The following is a 20,333-nucleotide window of genomic DNA, read 5'->3' as shown; positions in this document are numbered from 1 at the left end:
ATATCTCACCTATAGCAGATTTTAACACTATACTGAAATGTATAGACTTTATAGAACATCAACATAATGATTTCTTTTACAAAATAACCATATCAAGATTTAAATATTATCAAAGCAAACTAATTATTTTTCCAGTTGTTTTATTTTTTTTACGCCCTTGTGAAGGTTTTAATTCAGCGACTACAATTCCTATCATAATAAACAAACCACCCAACAAAGTTGAGGGAGATAAATATTCTCCAGCCAAACGTCCAACAATACCAGCCCACACAGGCTCACCAGCATAAATAAGTGTTGCCCGAGTGGGCGAAACAGATTTCTGTGCCCAATTCATAGTCAATTGGATCACCGCACTCATCAGTGCCAATCCCACACCTATATTAAACCAAACCCATGAAAATTCAGGAATGCTCTCACCCATTAAAGGCATACAACAAAATGCAAAAAAGCTACCAAAAAATAACTGTATAATTGTTATACGTCGGCTATCAACTTTATTTGCAAAAAACCCAATCAGCATAATTTCTCCAGCAATCGCTAAAGCTCCCAGCAAAGTAAGAATTTCACCTTTTGAAAAACGAATACCTTTGAGATCTTGTCCAGAAACCAATATGAGTCCAATAAAAGCGAAAATAATACCAATCCAACTATATAAATGGGGTAGTTTTTTAAAAAAAATCCATTGTAAAACTGGAACTATCGGAACATATATTGCCGTAATAAAAGCTGACTGACTACTAATAATAGTCTGAAGCCCTGCAGTTTGAAAAGTGTAGCCAAGAAATATTCCAAAACCTATAGCCATTCCAGCAAAAACTTCATAAACATTTATATCTTTCATAGATCGCCAAAAAACCACCGTAGATATGAGTGCTGCAACAATAAAACGAAATCCTACAAAAAAAAGAGGCCCACTATAACGTACAGCAATATGAATAATTAAAAACGTAATACCCCATAGCACTGTCGCAAAAAACAACGCCAATTCTTGCTTACTAAATAAGGAATATCTCAACTGTTTCATTCTAGCTATAAAAGCCCCATCCTTCAAATTAATTTCATCTCTCTTACGAAACAATGAGCGTTCCCGCCCCATGCTCAGTAAAGAGTTCAAGCAAAATAGAATGGGGAGTTTTTCCATTCAAAATAACAACACCTTCTACACCCTCTTGAATAGCTTTAATACAAGTTTCTACTTTTGGAATCATACCACCTGAAATTGTTCCATCTTTGATAAATTTTTTAGCCTTAGGAATAGTCAATTCCTTTAAGAGTTTCTTTTCTCTATCCAAAACACCAGAAACATCAGTTAAAAATAAAAGACGTTTTGCTTTTACAGCGCCAGCAAGAGCTCCAGCAAAAATATCAGCATTAATATTATAGGTTTTACCATCGCGTCCTGGAGCAACAGGAGCAATGACTGGGATCATTTCAGAACACGCCAAAAGATCAAGCAACGTTCGATCAATCTCGATAGGTTCACCAACAAATCCCAAATCTACAACACGTTCAATATGTGAATCAGGATCAATAACGGTCTTATAAGACTTTTCAGCAAAAACCATATTACCATCTTTGCCACAAAGTCCAATTGCCCATTCACCTTCAGCATTGATAAGAGCTACAATTTTCTTATTTATTGAGCCTGCTAAAACCATTTCAACAACTTCAACGATTTTTTCATCGGTTACACGTAAACCATCTTCAAATCGTGATTCAACCCCCATTTTAGTCAAGATTTCAGCAATTTGAGGACCTCCACCATGAACAACAATAGGATTAATACCGGACTGCTTTAATAAAGCAATATCACGAGCAAATGCCCGTCCTAAAGCAGGATCACCCATAGCATGCCCACCGTACTTCACAACAATTGTTTCATTTTCATACTTTTGCATATAAGGTAAAGCAGATGACAAAAACGCTGCCTGTTTTTCAAAAGACTTTTCATCATTGTTCTCGATATTATCCATTAAAGAGTCTCCGCATCATCTTTACCTCTTCTTAATGGAATTTAAGAAAAGTGAAAACAAGTTTTAACGACTCAATCCATTAAAATACCATCTCATTATTAGAGCTGCCCCAAACAAAAATAAAAGCAAAATAAGAGTAACTTGTTTCAAATAATTAAATATTAAAATATACAATTAATAAACTCTGAATTAGTAAAGATTATTATGTTAGTCTTTAAGTTTCCCCTACACTTATTTATTAATCTTGACCAGCAATATTATCAAAAAACTCCTTCATACGTGCAAAAAAACCATGTGATTGTGGTGAATTTTCATGATTTGAAAGTTTATCAAATTCTTGTAATAATGTGCGTTGTTCTTGAGTCAATTTTTGTGGTGTTTCAATAGTGATGTGGATATAAAGATCACCCTTAGCTTGTTGACGCAACATGGGCATTCCTTTACCTTTTAGGCGAAATTGGCGTCCATTTTGTGTACCTTCAGGAACTTTAACCCGTGCCTTAATCCCATCAAGGGCAGAGACCTCAAATTCACCCCCTAAAGCAGCTGTAACCATTGAAATAGGCACACGACAATGAAGATCGGCACCATCTCTTTGAAAAAATTCATGTGCTTTAATGGAAAGAAAAATATAAAGATCACCTGCAGGACCACCACTAATCCCTGCATCTCCCTCACCAGAAAGACGAATACGCGTACCATCTTCAATACCTGCTGGAATATTGACGCGCAATGAACGATTTTCTTCAACTCTTCTTGTCCCATGACATTTTAAACACGGATCTGTAATGATTTCACCACGACCATGACAAACTGGACATGTCCGCTCAATCGAAAAAAAGCCCTGTGTAGCACGTACACGTCCAGTTCCATGACAAGTCCCACAAGCTTTTGGTTTAGAGCCTTTCTTTGTACCTAATCCCTCACAAGCATCACAAATAATGGAACTTGGAATATTAATTTGTGCAGTTTTTCCGGCAAATGCCTCTTCCAATGTCACTTCCATATTATAGCTTAAATCAGCTCCACGTTCACGGCCATCACTACGCTTACGATGCCCACCCCCCATAATTTCGCCAAAAAAATCTTCAAAAATATCAGCAAATCCACCACCAAATGGATTAGATCCTTCGCGACCATTATTTTCAAAAGCCGCATGACCAAACCGGTCATAAGCAGCCCGTTTTTGAGGATCTTTAAGCACTTCATAGGCTTCGCCAATTTCCTTAAATTTCCGTTCTGCCTCTTTATCCCCCGCATTACGATCCGGATGATATTGCATCGCTAACTTACGAAAAGCAGATTTCAACTTTTTATCATCGCATCCACGGGTTACGCCAAGAATTTCATAATAATCAACCTTCATCATGTATTCCCGATAAATTTTCTGCCATCTATTCCAGATAACACTTATTTTAATTTAGTTTTAAAAAAAACACAGAAAAACTGCCTCTAAACAACAAAGCCCAGCCTTATATCTTGCAGGCCGGGTTTAATAATTCATAAACACATTTGCTTTAACTATTTCTTCTTATCATTAACTTCTTCAAAGTCAGCATCAACAACATCATCATTTTTCGTATCTGACTCAGTATTAGCTTTTGCTGACGAATCTTCATACATAGCCTGCCCAAGCTTCATACTAGCCTCTGCTAATTTCTGCATCTTTGTTGCTACTTCTTCAGCATCACTACCCTCAAGAGCCGTCTTCAAATCAGCTATTGCTTTTTCAATTTGGCCTTTATCTTCAGCTGAAAGCTTATCGCCATATTCATTCAATGACTTCTCAGTTGAATGGACAAGAGATTCTGCCCTATTTCTAGTTTCAACATTTTCACGACGCTTTTTATCCTCAGCAGCATGCGCTTCTGCATCTTGAACCATTTTTTCAATATCAGTATCACTCAAACCACCTGATGCTTGAATACGAATTTGATGTTCTTTACCAGTCCCTTTATCTTTAGCAGAAACATTTACAATACCATTCGCATCAATATCAAAAGTAACCTCAATTTGAGGAACGCCACGCGGTGCTGGCGGAATACCAACAAGATCAAATTGAGCCAACAACTTATTATCATTAGCCATTTCACGTTCACCTTGGAAAACACGAATAGTTACAGCATTTTGATTATCATCAGCCGTTGAAAAAGTTTGCGACTTTTTAGTAGGAATAGTAGTATTGCGTTCAATTAAACGTGTAAATACCCCACCCAATGTTTCAATACCTAAAGATAAAGGAGTCACATCTAGAAGTAACACATCTTTTACGTCACCTTGTAACACTCCACCTTGAATAGCTGCACCCATAGCAACAACTTCATCAGGATTAACACCTTTATGTGGATCCTTACCGAAGAAGCTTTGTACAACTTCTTGTATCTTAGGCATACGGGTCATACCACCCACCAAAACAACTTCATCAATCTCACCTGCACTCAGGCCTGCATCTTTTAATGCGGCTTTACAAGGTTCAATAGTCCGTTGTACTAAATCTTCAACTAAAGATTCAAACTTCGCTCGTGTCAATTTCATCGTTAAGTGCTTAGGACCAGACTGATCAGCTGTAATAAACGGCAAATTGATCTCTGTTTGCTGTGAAGAAGAAAGTTCAATCTTTGCTTTTTCTGCGGCTTCCTTTAAACGCTGCAACGCTAATTTATCATTTTTTAGATCAATTCCTTGCTCTTTTTTGAATTCCTCTGCAAAATAACTAACTAGGCGCATATCAAAATCTTCACCACCTAAGAATGTATCTCCGTTGGTTGATTTAACTTCAAAAACACCATCTCCAATTTCAAGGACAGAAATATCAAATGTACCACCCCCAAGATCATAAACAGCTATCGTTTTTCCGTCTTTCTTATCTAAACCATAAGCCAAAGCTGCTGCTGTAGGCTCATTGATAATCCGTAAAACCTCAAGTCCGGCAATTTTACCAGCGTCTTTGGTAGCTTGACGCTGTGCATCATTAAAGTAAGCAGGAACAGTAATGACGGCTTTCTCAACTTTTTCCCCTAAATAAGACTCTGCAGTTTCTTTCATCTTTTGAAGAATCATTGCTGAAATTTGTGATGGGGAATATTTTTTACCTGCTTCCTCAACCCACGCATCACCATTGTCACCTTTAACAATTTTATAAGGTACAAGCTTCTTATCTTTTTCAACCATAGGGTCATCAAAACGACGCCCAATTAAACGTTTAACTGCAAAAACTGTTCCTTCAGGATTTGTAACCGCTTGTCGTTTAGCAGGTTGTCCAACAAGCCGTTCTCCACTATCAGTAAAAGCGACAACCGAAGGTGTTGTCCGTGCTCCTTCTGAATTTTCAATGACCTTTGAATTTGTGCCATCCATAACAGAAACACAGGAGTTGGTCGTCCCCAAATCAATACCAATTACTTTTGCCATATTTTAATCTCCACTCAGCAAGCCGTCTAAATCTTTAATCAAGCATTTTCCTTGGACAGCTCCTCATCACATTCTATAGCTTACATTAATTTAAATTAAACAAACAATAAATTGAAAATCATAACAAGCCTTGTTCCTTGGTATATAAGAACATCTTTTTATCCCTACAAGAGAATAACGAGAGAAACATTATTAAAATAAAAATTTTATCCCTAATATCTTCACCACAAGACCATCTTTACAGCATAAACGAATAGAATAACACACCCTTCTTCCAATTCTTATAAAAATATAAATTGTACAAAAAAATTATAAATAATAAAACGAATTCTTAGCTTTTTCTTTTGTACTTTATCTCTCACATCTATAGAAAATATCAAGTAAACTTTTTATGTATACAAGCTTATCATACAATATTGTATAATAATCATATCTAATTACATTTTGATATTCCTTACAAATTAATTTACTTATATTTAGATAAATTTTTTTTCGCCTTACTTCCACTTTATAAAGCTATTTTCAAAAAATATCTGTCAGGAAATTATATGTGAGTTTATTCCTCAATAGCTCTTTTCATGCCTGTATATTTTTAAGTTTGCAAACACATATTAAAGTAAATTTTTTATGTTTATGGTTTTTTTTTATGATTATCTCAGTTTTTATTTGCTTAACCAACATGTGCATACTTTTCGTTCTCTCATAAATCAAATCAATATAATGTAAACAACACTCTCTTTATTTTGAATAAAGTTCTTGCTTTCAATAAAATAAAGCATTTATAAAATGAATACGGAAAAGAGGATCAATTCACCATGATATTTGTTGCCAAAAAAATAAAAGATTTCATGTCTCTATACATTCTCTCTGCAAAATACTTATTTAAAAATAATATTATGAATATCTTGTGTGTCTTTATTTTTGTGTTTATAGTCTTGCCTTCAACTATAAATGCCCATCAATACAGACTTGGTGACTTAGAAATCATTCATCCTTGGACTCGTACAACGCCTAAAGGTTCAAAAGTGAGTAGTGGTTATCTTTATATTATCAATCATAGCGATACTCCTGACCGATTGATTGCTGTTTCAACAAATAGGGCACAAGAGACAGAAATTCATTCTATGACAATAACTACTGATATTATGCAAATGAAAAAGATATCGAATGGTATTGAAATTCCAGGAAAAGGTGAAATTACACTTAAACCTGGTGGTCATCATATTATGTTTATGGGGATTTCGCAGCCATTTCAGCAAAATGAAAAAATCAATGCAAAATTAATCTTTGAAAAAGCAGGAACAATTGATGTCGACTTTTTTGTCAACGCAATGGGAGTAAAATCACCTTCTAAATAAGTTTTTTTTGTAATCATTTAATTTTTATCAATACAAAATGCTAAAGATTTTCAACACTTTACTTTTTTCTGAAGCATATGCTTATGTAAAAAATTTTGTAATTTTTTCTTGTTACCGTAAATTGAAGCAATATCCTGGAAATAATTAATGACCTTTGCCTTTTGAATCTGGATATTGCTTTTTCTATTTCAAATTGAGATTTATTAAGTATATCTTCACAATCATTTTCTTCTTTTTCATAATTGTTTTACTGAGCATTTCATATCTTTATTTTAACAAAATTTAAATACTATTATATTTTCTTTTTTGTGATAAAAGCCCATTTTTTTAATATCATTATATATTTTTACTTTTAAAATAGATAGATAAATTGAATAAACTTTATCGATCAAAATTTGATCTGTTTATTTTTTAGACGCAAATCAATGTGAAATTTGATAAAAACACTTTAATAAAAATTTTATATTTAAGAGAAGGGATCCTAATACGCAAAAAAGCATTACAAAATCGAAAAGACAAATAATCTTTCCATAAAAACAAAAGGTTTTTGTCTTCGTTACAACTTGTTCAATGTTTATTACAATTTGTTCCATATTTGTTTTGCAAAAAAAATGTGAACTCCCATATAATGCATGGATAGTTTGCTTCTACAGCGAGAAAGGTTTAAGAAACCATGAAGGATACTCCAACCGTCACCCAAACTATTGTACTGGTTGACGACGATAGTAATATTTTAACGTCCTTATCTTTTGCCCTTGAAACAGAAGGTTATCGGGTTGAAAGTTATACAGATGGATCAGCTGCCCTTAAAAATTTAACAGTTCATCCCCCACATTTAGCTATTTTTGATATTAAAATTGCCACGAATGGATGGGATGGAACTTTTGCGTCGTCTGCGTCAAAAATCTGATATTCCAGTTATTTTTCTAACCTCTAAAGACGATGAAATTGATGAACTTTTTGGCCTCAAAATGGGAGCTGATGATTTTATTACCAAACCTTTTTCTCAACGTCTTCTTATTGAGCGAGTAAAGGCTGTTTTACGTCGTTCCAATGCCCGCAATCAACCGCTTCCGACAGGAACAACATCGGCCTCTTCTCTCAGACGTGGTGATCTCGTTATGGATCAAGAACGTCATATCTGTACATGGAAAAATAAACCTGTTATATTAACTGTAACAGAGTTTTTGATTCTGCAAACTTTAGCACAACGGCCAGGAGTTGTCAAAAGTCGTGATGCTTTAATGGATGCTGTCTATAACGATCAAATTTATGTCGATGATCGCACTATTGATAGTCACATTAAGCGTTTACGTAAGAAATTTAAACAAGTAGATAATAATTTTGCAATGATTGAAACGCTTTATGGTGTAGGCTACCGTTTTCATGAAATATAAAAGCATTTTGCCGCAACAGCTTAAACGGCGAAGAACTAGATGAAAAAAAATACTCTACTTAACAAATCATCAAGCAATTCTTCTCCGATACAATTTTCTATGTTTGTTCATTTGTATTTTCGGATACAACGCCTTTTAAGGCAATTATTTTTTTCTAGTCTAACACGTCGTATTGTTATTTTAAATTTTGCGGCCCTTGGCATTTTAGTTACAAGTATTTTGTATCTTAATCAATTTCGCAATGGTTTGATTGAAGCGAAAATTGAAAGTTTGCGTACTCAAGGAAAAATTATTGCTGGAGCTATTGCAGCATCTGCAACAATAGACACGAATTCTATTTTAATTGACCCTCAAAGACTTTTGGAATTACAAGCTGGAGAAAGTGTTACACCAACACTTCAATCAACTGACACTTGGGATTTCCCAATTAATCCCGAACAAGTTGCCCCACTTTTGCGACGTCTTATTACACCAAAAACAACAAGAGCACGAATATATGATCGGGATGCGACTTTGCTTCTTGATTCACGTGTTCTTTATTCAAGTGGTGAAGTTTTTACCTACAATTTACCTCCTATTGAAATGAAACAAAATTTGTGGGAACACTTAAAATCCTTTTTTTTCAATGTATTCTATAGCAACAGTATTACTGTTGATAGGAGACAAGTAAAAGATAATGAAGCCATCCACCCAGAAGTTTATCTAGCATTAAATGGCTCTTCTGCCACTGCTAAACGACTTAACAGACAAGGTCAATTAATTGTTTCGGTTGCTGTACCTGTTCAACGTTACCGTGCAGTAGTCGGTGCTCTTTTGCTTTCAACTACTGGTTCAGATATTGATGATATTGTAGAAAGTGAAAAATTGATCATTTTTAAAATTTTTGCTGTTGTTGGAAGTGTGTTTTTGGTTCTTTCTATATTTTTAGCTCATACTATTGCTCATCCATTAAGTAAATTATCTTCCTCTGCTAATCGTGTGCGTCATGGCCGTAGTAAGCGAATAAAAATTCCTGATTTTTCAAAACGTGAAGATGAAATTGGTCGTCTTTCCACCTCTATTAGCGATATGACCAATGCTCTTTATACACGCATTGAAGCTATCGAACGTTTTGCAGCTGACGTAAGCCATGAATTAAAGAATCCTCTCACTTCACTGCGAAGTGCTGTTGAAACACTACCACTGACTAAAAATAAAGAGCAACAGACAAAATTGCTTGAAATTATTCAACATGATGTGCATCGTCTTGATCGTTTAATTACCGATATTTCTGATGCGTCGCGGTTAGATGCAGAACTTGCCCGCGAAACTGCTAAAATAGTTGATATGAACTCACTATTGAAAAGTCTTATCCAAGCTATTCGTGAAGTTCATTGTAATAAACAAAATATTGATATTAATTTTAATATTATCCCACGAACTAATGGTAAACCCTATCTTATTGTAGGACATGAATTACGTTTAGGTCAGGTGATTTCAAATCTCATTGAAAATGCACGTTCCTTTGTTCCCCGTAAAAATGGTAAAATTTGTATTACAATGAAAAATAATGCTTCAACTCTCATTTTAACTGTTGAAGACAATGGTCCTGGTATTTGTTCAGAGAATATCGAGCGTATTTTTGAACGTTTCTATACTGATCGGCCAAGTAAAGATGCTTTTGGACAACATTCAGGACTCGGTCTTGCAATTAGTCAGCAAATTATTGAAGCTCACAATGGAACTCTCACAGCAGAAAATATTTTTGATCCCAAATCTAAAAAAGAAAAAATTGGTGCTCGATTTATCATCACTCTTCCGCTTGCCAAATAACTTTTTTTCTAAATGCAAAATAAAGTAATTAACTTTTTATAATCATTTAGGTACAATAAGTTACTAATTATAAAATATCTAGAAAATTATTTTCACCAATCTTCCTGCTACCATTATAAATATATTTAAAGAAGAAAAAAGAAGTCTTAGATAAAATATTAAATAGCCCCTCTATAAACATTTTAGAGAAAGCATATTCTTTAAGATGATTGTACCAAATCAAATAAAACGCAAAGCCATTTATGAAACTGGAAACAAAAAATAATTGAAGTAATTTAAACTATTCATAGTGAAATTTATAATTGCAGGTCTCAATTCACTTAACACCTAAAAACTTTCCCAAATAATTTATTGTTGATGTCCTTAATTTCAAGCAGAACTTTTTGCATAAAAGTATGCACTAAAACACTTGAGCAATTTCTTTTCACAATCAAAAAAGCTTTTTAAACTACTTAGCACAATATTTTATACAGACATAGATTGAAAAACTGCTGACTCACGACAAAATTTCCTTTCCGATATATTTATACCTTTTCAGACTCAACAGAAGTTTCCTTTGTTCCCCCTTTAGTTACACCAACTATTGCAGGACGTAAGACACGTTCACCAATAATATAACCGGCTTGAACAACTTGCTGAACAGTATTCTCTGGCACATCAGCATTGGGAATTTCAAACATCGCTTGATGAAAATGAGGATCAAATTTTTGCCCCTCTGGATCAATTCTTTTCACCCCATGACGCTCTAAAGCTGTCATCATTGCACGCTCGGTCATTTCAACACCTTCAACTAATGTTTTTAAACCGGAATCATTCTCACCTGCATCCTTCGGAATTGCTTCTAATGCGCGATGCAAATCATCAGAAACAGAAAGCATATCACGGGCAAAATTGGCAATTGAATATGTTTTGGCATCAGCTACATCACGCGCTGTCCGACGCCGAAGATTTTCCATTTCTGCTGCGAGACGTAAAATCTGATCTCTCAATTCCTTATTTTCATCTTGCAAAACAACTAAAGGATCAGCAGGCTCAATTTCCTCTGCCTCAGCATCTGGACAAATTTCTTCCTCATGCATCTTTAAAAACTCATCAGCAGCTTGTTTAAGTACGTCACTATCACCCGACTCCTTCAAATTGCAATTTTCAAATGAAGTATCATCAAACCTATTTTTTTCATTAGACATAAAAATTCTATTCCTTCATAAAATTCTATACTCTTGATATCGAAATTTTTCAAACAAAAATCAAGAGCTCTTTAACTTATTCATTAGTACAATGATCACTCCTAGAACTATTAAACCGTACTAACGTAGCAACTGTGATACAAGTTGAGCTGTATAATCAACCATAGGTACAATCCTTGCGTAATTAAGACGTGTTGGCCCAATAACACCCACAGCACCAATAACTCTTTTATGTGTATCGCAATAAGGAGCCACTACCAAAGAAGAGCCAGAAAGTGAAAATAATTTATTTTCTGAACCAATAAAAATACGCACTCCTAATCCTTCATCTGCTAAATCAAGCAACTGCGCCATGCTTTCACGTGTTTCGAGGTCATCAAATAAATGTCGCAAACGCTCTAAATCTTCTCCTGCCTTCACATCTTCAAGTAAATTACTCCTACCACGAACAATCAGATGCATTTTATTATCTGCATCTTCACCTCCCCAAAGAGCTAACCCAGTTTCAACAAGGTGTTGAGAAAATTGATGAAGAGCAGCTCGTGTTTCCGAGCATAAACGTGCAATTTCTAATTTTGCCTCATTAAGTGTACGTCCCCGTATATGGGCATTAAGAAAATTTGTTGCTTCCGTCAGTTGTGCATGAGTCACGCCTTCTGGTAAATGAATAATACGATTCTCAACATCACCTTTTTGTGTGACCAAAACTGCAAGAGCATGCTCTCCATCAAGACTTACAAATTCAATATGCTTTAGTGTACCTTCCTGTTTTGTTGCAAGAACTAATCCTGCCCCTCGTGAAAGATCTGAAAGAATTTGGCTCGCTTGAATTAAAAAATGTTCAACTGATTGTGTATTACCAGCTTCTTTGACTTGATTTTCAATATTCTCACGTTCCTCGGTTGGTAAATCTCCCACTTCCATAAATGCGTCAACGAAAAATCGCAAACCCGATTGTGTTGGCATTCTTCCTGCAGACACATGAGGCGCATAAATCAAACCAAGATGTTCAAGATCACTCATTACATTGCGAATTGTTGCAGGTGATAAAGTCTGTTGTAAAAGTCGCGAAAGATTACGTGAACCCACCGGTTCACCATCATTAAGATAAGCTTCAACGATATGACAAAAAATATCACGTGAACGTTTATCAAGAATTTTTAACGCATCATCAAGGGGTATTTGCTTCATCACAATTGTTTCACCATTTTAAAAATACTTTTTTCTTATATAAGTTTTTCCAAGATATGGTCAAATAATCTAAAATATAGTGCGAAAATATATATCGCGTATTTATTATAATAATACCATTATCAAATACGAATAATCATTTTGGAATAAATATAGAATTATATCTTTTAAACCTAAGAAATAACTATTTTTCTATTGTTTAAACTGATTGCAAACATAGTCAATCGTATTCTGCAATAAATTTTTAAAAACCATTTGAAGCCTATTTATTATGATATATAAATTAATCCATACTATAAAAAATTCACAAATTAAAACCAATATCAATTTTGTTACTTAATAAATAAAAGCATTTATATAAAAAATTTAATGATGATGCATTTTCATTATATTGGAATTATCAAAACTACTGCCATCAAATTTTTTATCCTATACAAATAAATCCTTATTCAAACAGAGATTATCGCCTCATTTTAGGAGACACATACACATGAGAAGTATAGCAGTCAAAAAACTCGTCATTGCTACACATAACACTGGTAAAATCCATGAATTTACCACATTGATTGCTCCTTTCGGTGTAACAACACAATCAGCAAAAGAACTCGGCTTGCCTGAACCAAAAGAAACAGGAATAACATTTGAAGAAAATGCTTATATCAAAGCTTTTGCAGCTGCAAAAGCCACAAACCTTCCTGCTTTATCTGATGATTCTGGCATAGAAATAGACGCCTTAAATGGTGCACCAGGTGTTTATACAGCTGATTGGGCTCTCCAACCCGATGGTACATGTGATTTTTTAAAAGCTATGCAAAAAGTAGAAAATGAATTACAAAAAGTTGGCTCTTTTAAAAAAAATCAACGTAAAGGCAGATTTATATCGGTTATTTGCATTGCATATCCGGATGGATATGTAGATTATTTTCGCGGTAGTGTTGAAGGTACATTCATTTGGCCACCACGTGGAAATAAAGGTTTTGGCTTTGATCCTATTTTTTTACCTGATGGATACAAAAATACCTTTGGCGAAATGTCAACAGAACAAAAACATAGCTGGAAACTCAATGGTCAAATCCCTCTCTCACATCGTGCACGTGCCTTTAAACTCTTTGCAGAAAACCTTTTAGCTCTTTCATGACGAAACCCTTTGGCATTTACATTCATTGGCCATTTTGTGTTAGCAAATGTCCTTATTGTGATTTTAATTCGTATGTCCGTATAAATGGAGTAGATCAACCGCGTTTTGCAGCTGCTTTTGAGCGCGAAATGACAACACAAGCCCATGAAATAGGCCTTCGTCATATTACAAGTATTTTTATCGGTGGTGGAACACCTTCCCTTATGACACCTCAAACTGTCGATCGTTTATTACAAGCTATCGCAAAAAACTGGACAATCGATGATAAAGCTGAAATAACACTCGAAGCTAATCCCTCCAGTGTGGAAGCAAATCGCTTCCGTGATTATCACCTAGCAGGTGTTAACCGTTTATCTCTCGGTGTACAGGCACTCAATAATAAGGCATTACATCAACTTGGCCGTCTTCATGACGTTAAACAAGCTCTTTATGCTATTAATTTAGCGCGTGAAATTTTCCCACGTTTATCTTTTGACTTAATTTATGCGCGCCCCAAACAAACACTTAAACAATGGGAATCTGAACTTTTACAAGCTATTAATTTAGCAGCAGACCATCTATCTTTGTATCAACTCACCATAGAAGACGGAACTACCTTTAAAAAGCTTCATACAGCAGGAAAGCTAATCTTGCCAGCATCAGAGCAAGCGGCAAATCTTTATACTCTTACCCAAGAAATAACCACCATGTATGGTCTTCCAGCCTATGAAATATCAAATCATGCGATTCCTGGTGCTGAATCGTGTCATAATCTCCTTTATTGGCGTTACCATGAATATGCAGGATTTGGTCCAGGAGCGCACGGACGTTTTATTAAGCAACCACTGAAAAATTCCTCTCTTTTTTCAGAAACATTACAATCAAAAACTGAAAATCATAACCGTTATGTCACAATAAACGAAAAACATCCTGAAAATTGGCTTAAATTAGTAGAAACTAAAGGCCATGGTTGTATCGACACAGAACAATTGACTCAAGAACAACAAGCTAACGAAATGTTGCTCATGGGCTTGCGTCTTTCAGAAGGACTTAATCTAACACGCTACGAAACTCTAAGTCACCGAAGTTTATCGCCCAAAAAACTTATCAGTTTACAACAACAAGGATTGGTAGAAATGACGAGTAATCAACATTTAAAAGCCACAACAACAGGACGCATTTTGCTTGATCATATTATTTGTCAATTAGCAAACTAAAATCTCTAAAGTCTCATCCCATCATCACACTAAAATAATTACCACCTACATTTACCATTTACGCAAAAAAATCAGTGATAAAACGTTCATAAATAGATGTTAGGTTTTCTATAGCATCAAGAGTCACACATTCATCTACCATATGCATAGTTTGCCCTGGCAAACCAAATTCAACAACTGGGCAATAATTTTTAATAAAACGCGCATCAGAGGTGCCACCAGAAGTTGAACATTCCGGGATGTTCCCTGTTACACTTTTAATAGCATTCGACAAAATTCCAACCAATTTATCATTTTTGGTCAAGAAAACACCCCCTAAACCGTGTATCCATTCAAGCTGATAATATGGTAGTAAGTGATTATTTTTAGAATGCACAGAAGCAAGACGCTTCTCAAGCTCAGCAATGAGTGTTTTCTCTGTCCAAAGATCATTGTAGCGTACATTAAAGCGAATGACTGTTTGTGCTGGAATAATATTGACAGAAAAATTTCCTGTATCAATGCTTGTTAATTCCAAATGACTTGCTTGAAAATCCTTTGTTCCTTGATCCAAGGCAATTTGTGTCAACGCTTGAATAAGCTTACTTGCTAAAGGCAATGGATTTGCTGCTCGCTCAGGAAAAGCAACATGACCTTGGCAACCTTTAACAGTAATAATACCAGAAATAGATCCTCGCCGTCCGATCTTGATCGTATCACCAACAATATTGACGCTTGTTGGCTCACCTACAATGGCTGCATTCCATCTTTCACCTTTTTGTACTGCCCACTCTAAAAGCTTTACTGTACCGTTTATCGCAGGACCTTCCTCATCGCCGGTTATTAAAAAGCTTACCATTCCCTTGAGTGATTGTTTCTCCAAAAACCGAGCCAGCGCTGCTATAAAACAAGCGATCGCACCCTTCATATCAACAGCACCTCGCCCATATAATTTTCCCTGGTTTATTACTCCCTCAAAAGGAGGATAAGTCCAGTTTTCTAGTTCACCGGGCGGAACCACATCACTATGACCAGCAAACATAAGATGCGGACCTTCTTTGCCTATTTTTGCATAAAGATTTTCAACATCTTCTGTATTTTTATCAACAAAAACAGGACGCTCAACAAAAAAACCCATTTTTTTTAAAAAATACTCTAAAGTAGATAAAACTCCTGCTTCATGAGGTGTAATAGAAGGGCAACGAATAAGTGCCTGTAAAAGATGAACAGGATCTTTAAGAACAAGCATAAATGCTATTCCAATCTAAAAAAGTAATTTTAAAAATGCTAAACTTAATCATAAAAAAGATAAAGTGAAAATATATCCAAAATAAAGCAAAGCTTTATTACTCCATCCCTACATAACTAAGCACATATAACAGAATACTACACAGCATACAAAAAACAATACGGACCTAGAAAAGATTGTACTTTTACATTAATGAAAATTAATCCTTTGAAGTGTATAGCCATTTTTTTTTAGCCAAGCCTGATAGGTTTTTCTTTCAGGACAAAGTTTTTCACAAAGAGCCCAAAATCTTTCTCCATGATTCATCTCGATAAGATGAGCTACTTCATGTGCAACAACATATTCAACAACTTCTTTTGGTGCCATAATAAGACGCCATGAAAAAGAAAGGCGGCCATCCGTTGAGCATGATCCCCAACGACTTTTAGTATCTTTATAGCTAATTGATTTGACCTTGCGCCCCACCTTATATGAATAATCAGCTACTAACGGTGCTATAAAAATTTTAGCTTGTTTTTTCAAAACATCAGCAACCCGTCTTGGAAGATGTTCTAATCGACTATAAATAATGATCTGTGACTCTTGTTCAGCATCACCTGCGATAATTTCAGCTACTCCGCGCTCTTCTTTGCGCAATATAACATGTGAATCACCCAATATAGGGATTCTTGAACCCTCTCTGAGATGAAAACCTTCGCTGATAATTCCTCTATGAACAAGATTCTTTTCAATCCAAGATCGATGCTTTTCAATGAAAAATTGAACTACACGAAGCTCGACTGCAGGTGGGGTTGTCAAAGAAATCTCTTGTCTACCTATATCAATACGTAATATAAGGCGACGTGCACTTTTGTGTTCTTTCACCCGCAAAGGTATAATACGATTACTAGAAACAATAAAGTCCTGTTCATAAATAGCCATATACTATATCTCTTATCATCAATGAACATAACCTTTATTTAGCATTGATTTGATCAATCAAAGACATCAATGTCTTTTCAAGACAATCCAAATCTTGGGAACGTGAAAATCGATGATCTGCATCACGAACAAGCGTTAATGTTACATCATGCAAAGGCAAATAATTAAGCAAAGTTAAAGTATGCTGATAAGGTATCTTGTCATCTTCCATCCCTTGTAGAATATGAATTGGACACCCAACATCTATGCATTCTTTCATAACGCAATTGTTTCGACCATCTTCAATCAATGCTTTTGTAAAAAGTAATGGTTCTAAACCATCAGCCGAAGGTCGTTCACAATAACCTTTTTCCTCTAGCATCTTCCATTCCTCTGTACTTAAAGCAGGTTCCACCAAAGTCTGCGTAAAATCAGGAGCAGGTGCAATTAAGATCATACCAACAGGCGCCTTGTTTTTTTGGGTTTGCATCATAGCAAGCCTTATAGCAATCCATCCGCCCATAGAAGAACCAATCAAAATTTGCGGGCCTTCACAATAAGCTTCAATAACAGCTAAACTTTCTTTAACCCAGCGCGAAATTGTTCCCTGAAAAAAATCTCCTTTCGACTCTCCATGACCAGAATAATCAAAACGCAAACAGGAAAAATCATTTTTTTGAGCAAAACTATTAATTCTCGTCGCCTTGCTCCCTAACATATCAGACCGATAACCAGAAAACCAAATTAGACCAGGAGAACGATTGCCTTTGTGATAACGGACAGCAAGAATCGTATCTTCAAATGAAAAAAACTGGCAAGGAATATTTTGATCCATTATCACCCTTTCTCCAGATAATATTCTTTGTTATAAAAATTATAAAAAGAAAATCACTGCATTTCATAATAATATAACAAATAATCTTTATAATGATAATGAAAAAACACGAATTCTAGTTGTTTTTCTCTCTATATATTGTATACTGCTGCGCTACGATTAATTGAAATTAAGGAGCATAGACCATTCGCCGACCATTTAAAATAACTTCTACCTCAAAAGATGGGTTGCGTTCAAATCAAGATATTCGAGTTCCTCGTGTTCAATTAATCAATGATGAGGGACAAAATAAAGGGATAGTTACAACACAAGAAGCGCTAGCTATGGCAGCAGATGCTGGCCTTGATTTAGTTGAGATTGTTCCAAATGCAGAGCCACCTGTGTGTAAAATTGTTGATTTGGGAAAATTAAAATACCAAAATCAAAAAAAGGCAGCTGAAACACGTAAAAAGCAAAAAGTTATCGAAATCAAAGAAATTAAAATGCGGCCAAATGTTGATATTCATGATTATGAAGTCAAACTGAGAGCTATACGCCGTTTTATTGACAATGGCGATAAAGTGAAAATTACTTTGCGTTTTCGTGGTCGTGAAATGACTCACCAAGATCTTGGAATAAAGCTTCTTCAGCGGGTTAAAGAAAATACAAGTGAAATTGCCAAAATCGAGTCTGAACCAAAACTTGAAGGTCGCCAAATTATGATGGTAATAGCACCTAAATAATTTTTAATAATAATTTCGATCATACAAAGTTTATTTAAAGTGCATGAAATGTAATATTTTCAGCGTGAAGGATGTTGTATTTTGCTTTTTAATAAAAAAAATTAATAAGGGTGTTATTTATCCAGAAGCCCTAAAAATTCTTCTATAAAGAATTCTTTGATATTACATAAAAAAATGATAGAAGTGCTGTATGGCCAAAATACAAATATCCTCTTCTGATAAACATCTCATCTTTCGGCTTCTAAAAGACAATTTTCATAAACATGTGCACTTGTACAGTTTAGCCATTATTTCAATGATCATTATTTCCTTTACCACTGTAATCAGTGCATGGATCATACGCGATGTTGTCAATCATATTATTGATGGACAAAATTTTAATATGATTGTTTTTATTTCTAGTGTTATTGCTTTTATTTTCATTCTCAAGGGAATTGCAACTTTTGCTCAAACTTACTTTCTAAACAAAGCAGGCAACAGTATCATCGCTGAACAGCAAAGAAAAATTTATGCACGCCTCATGAAACAAGGCATTTCTTTTTATCAAAATAACACCTCATCTGATCTTCTTGTACGTGTAACTCACAGCGCAACAGCAGCACGCAATATTATTGATATAATTATCACAACATTTGTGCGTGATTTACTTTCTGTTGTTGGTCTTTTGTTTGTTATGTTTATTCAAAATTTCACATTAATTGCCATTACCTTAATAATAGGTCCATTAGCATTTTTAGGAATTCGAATAGCCTTAAAACGGGTTCGCAGCCTCATGGAAAAAGAACTTCTTTCACTCGGGGAAATTATCAAAATCGTGCAAGAAACAGCTATTGGTATTCACGTAATAAAAGCTTTCTCACTCGAAAAATTAATGCAAAAACGCATGAACAAAGCTATTTATAACGTTGAACGACAAGCAAACAGTATTGCAATGCTTGAAGCTGCTACCAATCCAATTATGGAAACACTTGCTGGTATTGCTATTGCAGGCATTATTTGTTTTTCCGGTTATCTTGCAAACCAACGTACAGGTGTTCAAGGTGAATTAATGTCCTTTATTGTTGCTTTACTTCTAGCCTATGAACCAGCCAAAAGATTGGCAAATGTGTGTGTTAAAATTGAATCTGGTCTGGTTAGCATCCGCACGATGTTCGAAATACTTGATCATCCTCTTACAGTTACGGAACATAAAGAAGCTAAAGATCTTAATAAAATGCAAAATTCCATCCGCTTTGAACATGTTTCATTTGCTTATACTGATGATAAGATGGTGTTAAACGATATCAATCTAGAAATTGAAGCAGGAAAAATGACAGCATTAGTAGGACCATCGGGTTCAGGAAAATCGACCTTTATTAGCCTTCTTATGCGCCTTTATGACCCTACTCAAGGACGTATATTGATTAATGATCAAGATATTCGCTATATCACATTTCGTTCCCTTAGGAATTTGATGGCCTACGTAGGACAGGATACTTTTCTATTTCAAGGAAGCGTTAAATATAATATCGGACTTGGAAAAGAAGGAGCAAATGATAGCGATATTATTAAAGCAGCAAAAGCAGCGAATGCTCATAACTTTATTATAGATTTGCCAAACGGTTATGATACACAAGTCAGTGATAATGGCAATAATTTATCAGGTGGACAAAAACAACGTATTGCCATCGCCCGAGCAATGCTTCATGATAGTGAAATCTTGCTTCTTGATGAAGCAACAAGTGCATTAGATTCACATACTGAAGCACAAATCAATGAAGCTCTTGATCACCTTACAGAGGGACGTACAACTATTGTTATTGCTCATCGCCTTTCAACGATTGCACGTGCTCATAAAATTGTTGTGATGCAAAATGGTCATCTCGTTGAACAAGGAACCCAACAGGAATTACTCGCAAAAGAAGAAGGCGTTTATAAAAAACTCCATCACATTCAATTTAAAGAACAGAATTTTAAATAATAGACTTTAGCACTAGTTTTTCACT

General features: G+C 35.1%; 15 protein-coding genes and 1 pseudogene. 7 read left to right on the top strand and 9 right to left on the bottom strand.

What is annotated here, in order from left to right:
• Positions 1-109: 109 nt before the first annotated feature.
• The 4 genes from BJB63x_RS06225 to dnaK all read right to left on the bottom strand — a co-directional run bounded on the left by BJB63x_RS06225 (position 110) and on the right by dnaK (position 5,384).
• Positions 110-1,024, bottom strand: coding sequence for a DMT family transporter (locus BJB63x_RS06225; protein ID WP_078719589.1), 915 nt, complete (start codon positions 1,022-1,024; stop codon positions 110-112).
• A 43-nt stretch (positions 1,025-1,067) separates the two neighbouring features.
• Complete coding sequence (gene argB, locus BJB63x_RS06220) at positions 1,068-1,973, bottom strand: acetylglutamate kinase (protein ID WP_078719445.1); 906 nt, start codon at positions 1,971-1,973, stop codon at positions 1,068-1,070.
• A 238-nt stretch (positions 1,974-2,211) separates the two neighbouring features.
• Entirely contained in the window at positions 2,212-3,339 is a 1,128-nt protein-coding gene (gene dnaJ / locus BJB63x_RS06215; protein WP_078719678.1) for a molecular chaperone DnaJ, read from the bottom strand.
• Between the two features lie 155 nt (positions 3,340-3,494).
• Positions 3,495-5,384 (bottom strand): molecular chaperone DnaK, encoded by a 1,890-nt coding sequence (dnaK, locus tag BJB63x_RS06210; RefSeq protein WP_078719444.1) that lies wholly within the window; start codon positions 5,382-5,384, stop codon positions 3,495-3,497.
• An 815-nt stretch (positions 5,385-6,199) separates the two neighbouring features.
• Here dnaK and BJB63x_RS06205 point away from each other — a divergent pair.
• The 3 genes and pseudogenes from BJB63x_RS06205 to BJB63x_RS06195 all read left to right on the top strand — a co-directional run bounded on the left by BJB63x_RS06205 (position 6,200) and on the right by BJB63x_RS06195 (position 9,951).
• Positions 6,200-6,742, top strand: coding sequence for a copper chaperone PCu(A)C (locus BJB63x_RS06205; RefSeq protein WP_078719443.1), 543 nt, complete (start codon positions 6,200-6,202; stop codon positions 6,740-6,742).
• A gap of 673 nt (positions 6,743-7,415) precedes the next feature.
• Positions 7,416-8,139: pseudogene (locus BJB63x_RS06200) on the top strand (response regulator transcription factor).
• Between the two features lie 39 nt (positions 8,140-8,178).
• Positions 8,179-9,951: a sensor histidine kinase gene (locus BJB63x_RS06195; protein WP_078719677.1), complete on the top strand. Its 1,773-nt coding sequence runs from the start codon at positions 8,179-8,181 to the stop codon at positions 9,949-9,951.
• A gap of 524 nt (positions 9,952-10,475) precedes the next feature.
• Here the strand turns inward: BJB63x_RS06195 and grpE are convergent.
• Together grpE and hrcA are read right to left on the bottom strand one after the other, a co-directional pair.
• Positions 10,476-11,138 (bottom strand): nucleotide exchange factor GrpE, encoded by a 663-nt coding sequence (gene grpE, locus BJB63x_RS06190; protein ID WP_078719441.1) that lies wholly within the window; start codon positions 11,136-11,138, stop codon positions 10,476-10,478.
• Positions 11,139-11,258: 120 nt separating this feature from the next.
• A complete protein-coding gene (hrcA, locus tag BJB63x_RS06185; protein ID WP_078719440.1) occupies positions 11,259-12,329 on the bottom strand; it encodes a heat-inducible transcriptional repressor HrcA in 1,071 nt (356 codons plus the stop codon).
• Between the two features lie 490 nt (positions 12,330-12,819).
• On the opposite strand from hrcA, the gene rdgB reads away from it, so the two are divergent.
• Positions 12,820-13,467, top strand: a complete 648-nt coding sequence (gene rdgB, locus BJB63x_RS06180; protein ID WP_078719439.1) for an RdgB/HAM1 family non-canonical purine NTP pyrophosphatase — start codon at positions 12,820-12,822, stop codon at positions 13,465-13,467.
• On the top strand, positions 13,464-14,663 hold the full coding sequence (gene hemW, locus BJB63x_RS06175; protein WP_078719438.1) for a radical SAM family heme chaperone HemW: 1,200 nt from the start codon (positions 13,464-13,466) through the stop codon (positions 14,661-14,663). Before rdgB ends, hemW begins: the two co-directional genes overlap by 4 nt.
• A gap of 58 nt (positions 14,664-14,721) precedes the next feature.
• On the opposite strand, the gene dapE is transcribed toward hemW, so the two are convergent.
• The 3 genes from dapE to BJB63x_RS06160 form a co-directional block, all read right to left on the bottom strand.
• Positions 14,722-15,891, bottom strand: coding sequence for a succinyl-diaminopimelate desuccinylase (gene dapE / locus BJB63x_RS06170; RefSeq protein ID WP_078719437.1), 1,170 nt, complete (start codon positions 15,889-15,891; stop codon positions 14,722-14,724).
• 189 nt (positions 15,892-16,080) lie between these two features.
• On the bottom strand, positions 16,081-16,812 hold the full coding sequence (locus tag BJB63x_RS06165; protein WP_078719436.1) for a M48 family metallopeptidase: 732 nt from the start codon (positions 16,810-16,812) through the stop codon (positions 16,081-16,083).
• A gap of 34 nt (positions 16,813-16,846) precedes the next feature.
• Positions 16,847-17,626 carry an alpha/beta hydrolase gene (locus tag BJB63x_RS06160; protein WP_078719435.1) on the bottom strand — a complete coding sequence of 260 codons (780 nt, stop codon included), beginning with the start codon at positions 17,624-17,626 and terminating at the stop codon, positions 16,847-16,849.
• 203 nt (positions 17,627-17,829) lie between these two features.
• On the opposite strand from BJB63x_RS06160, the gene infC reads away from it, so the two are divergent.
• Together infC and BJB63x_RS06150 are read left to right on the top strand one after the other, a co-directional pair.
• Positions 17,830-18,348 carry a translation initiation factor IF-3 gene (gene infC / locus BJB63x_RS06155; RefSeq protein WP_078719434.1) on the top strand — a complete coding sequence of 173 codons (519 nt, stop codon included), beginning with the start codon at positions 17,830-17,832 and terminating at the stop codon, positions 18,346-18,348.
• A gap of 190 nt (positions 18,349-18,538) precedes the next feature.
• Entirely contained in the window at positions 18,539-20,308 is a 1,770-nt protein-coding gene (locus BJB63x_RS06150) for an ABC transporter ATP-binding protein (RefSeq protein ID WP_078719433.1), read from the top strand.
• Positions 20,309-20,333 lie beyond the last annotated feature (25 nt).

Origin of the sequence: Bartonella sp. JB63 (assembly GCF_002022665.1) — a bacterium.
GTDB lineage: Bacteria > Pseudomonadota > Alphaproteobacteria > Rhizobiales > Rhizobiaceae > Bartonella.
This window is presented reverse-complemented; position numbering and strand designations above follow the sequence as displayed.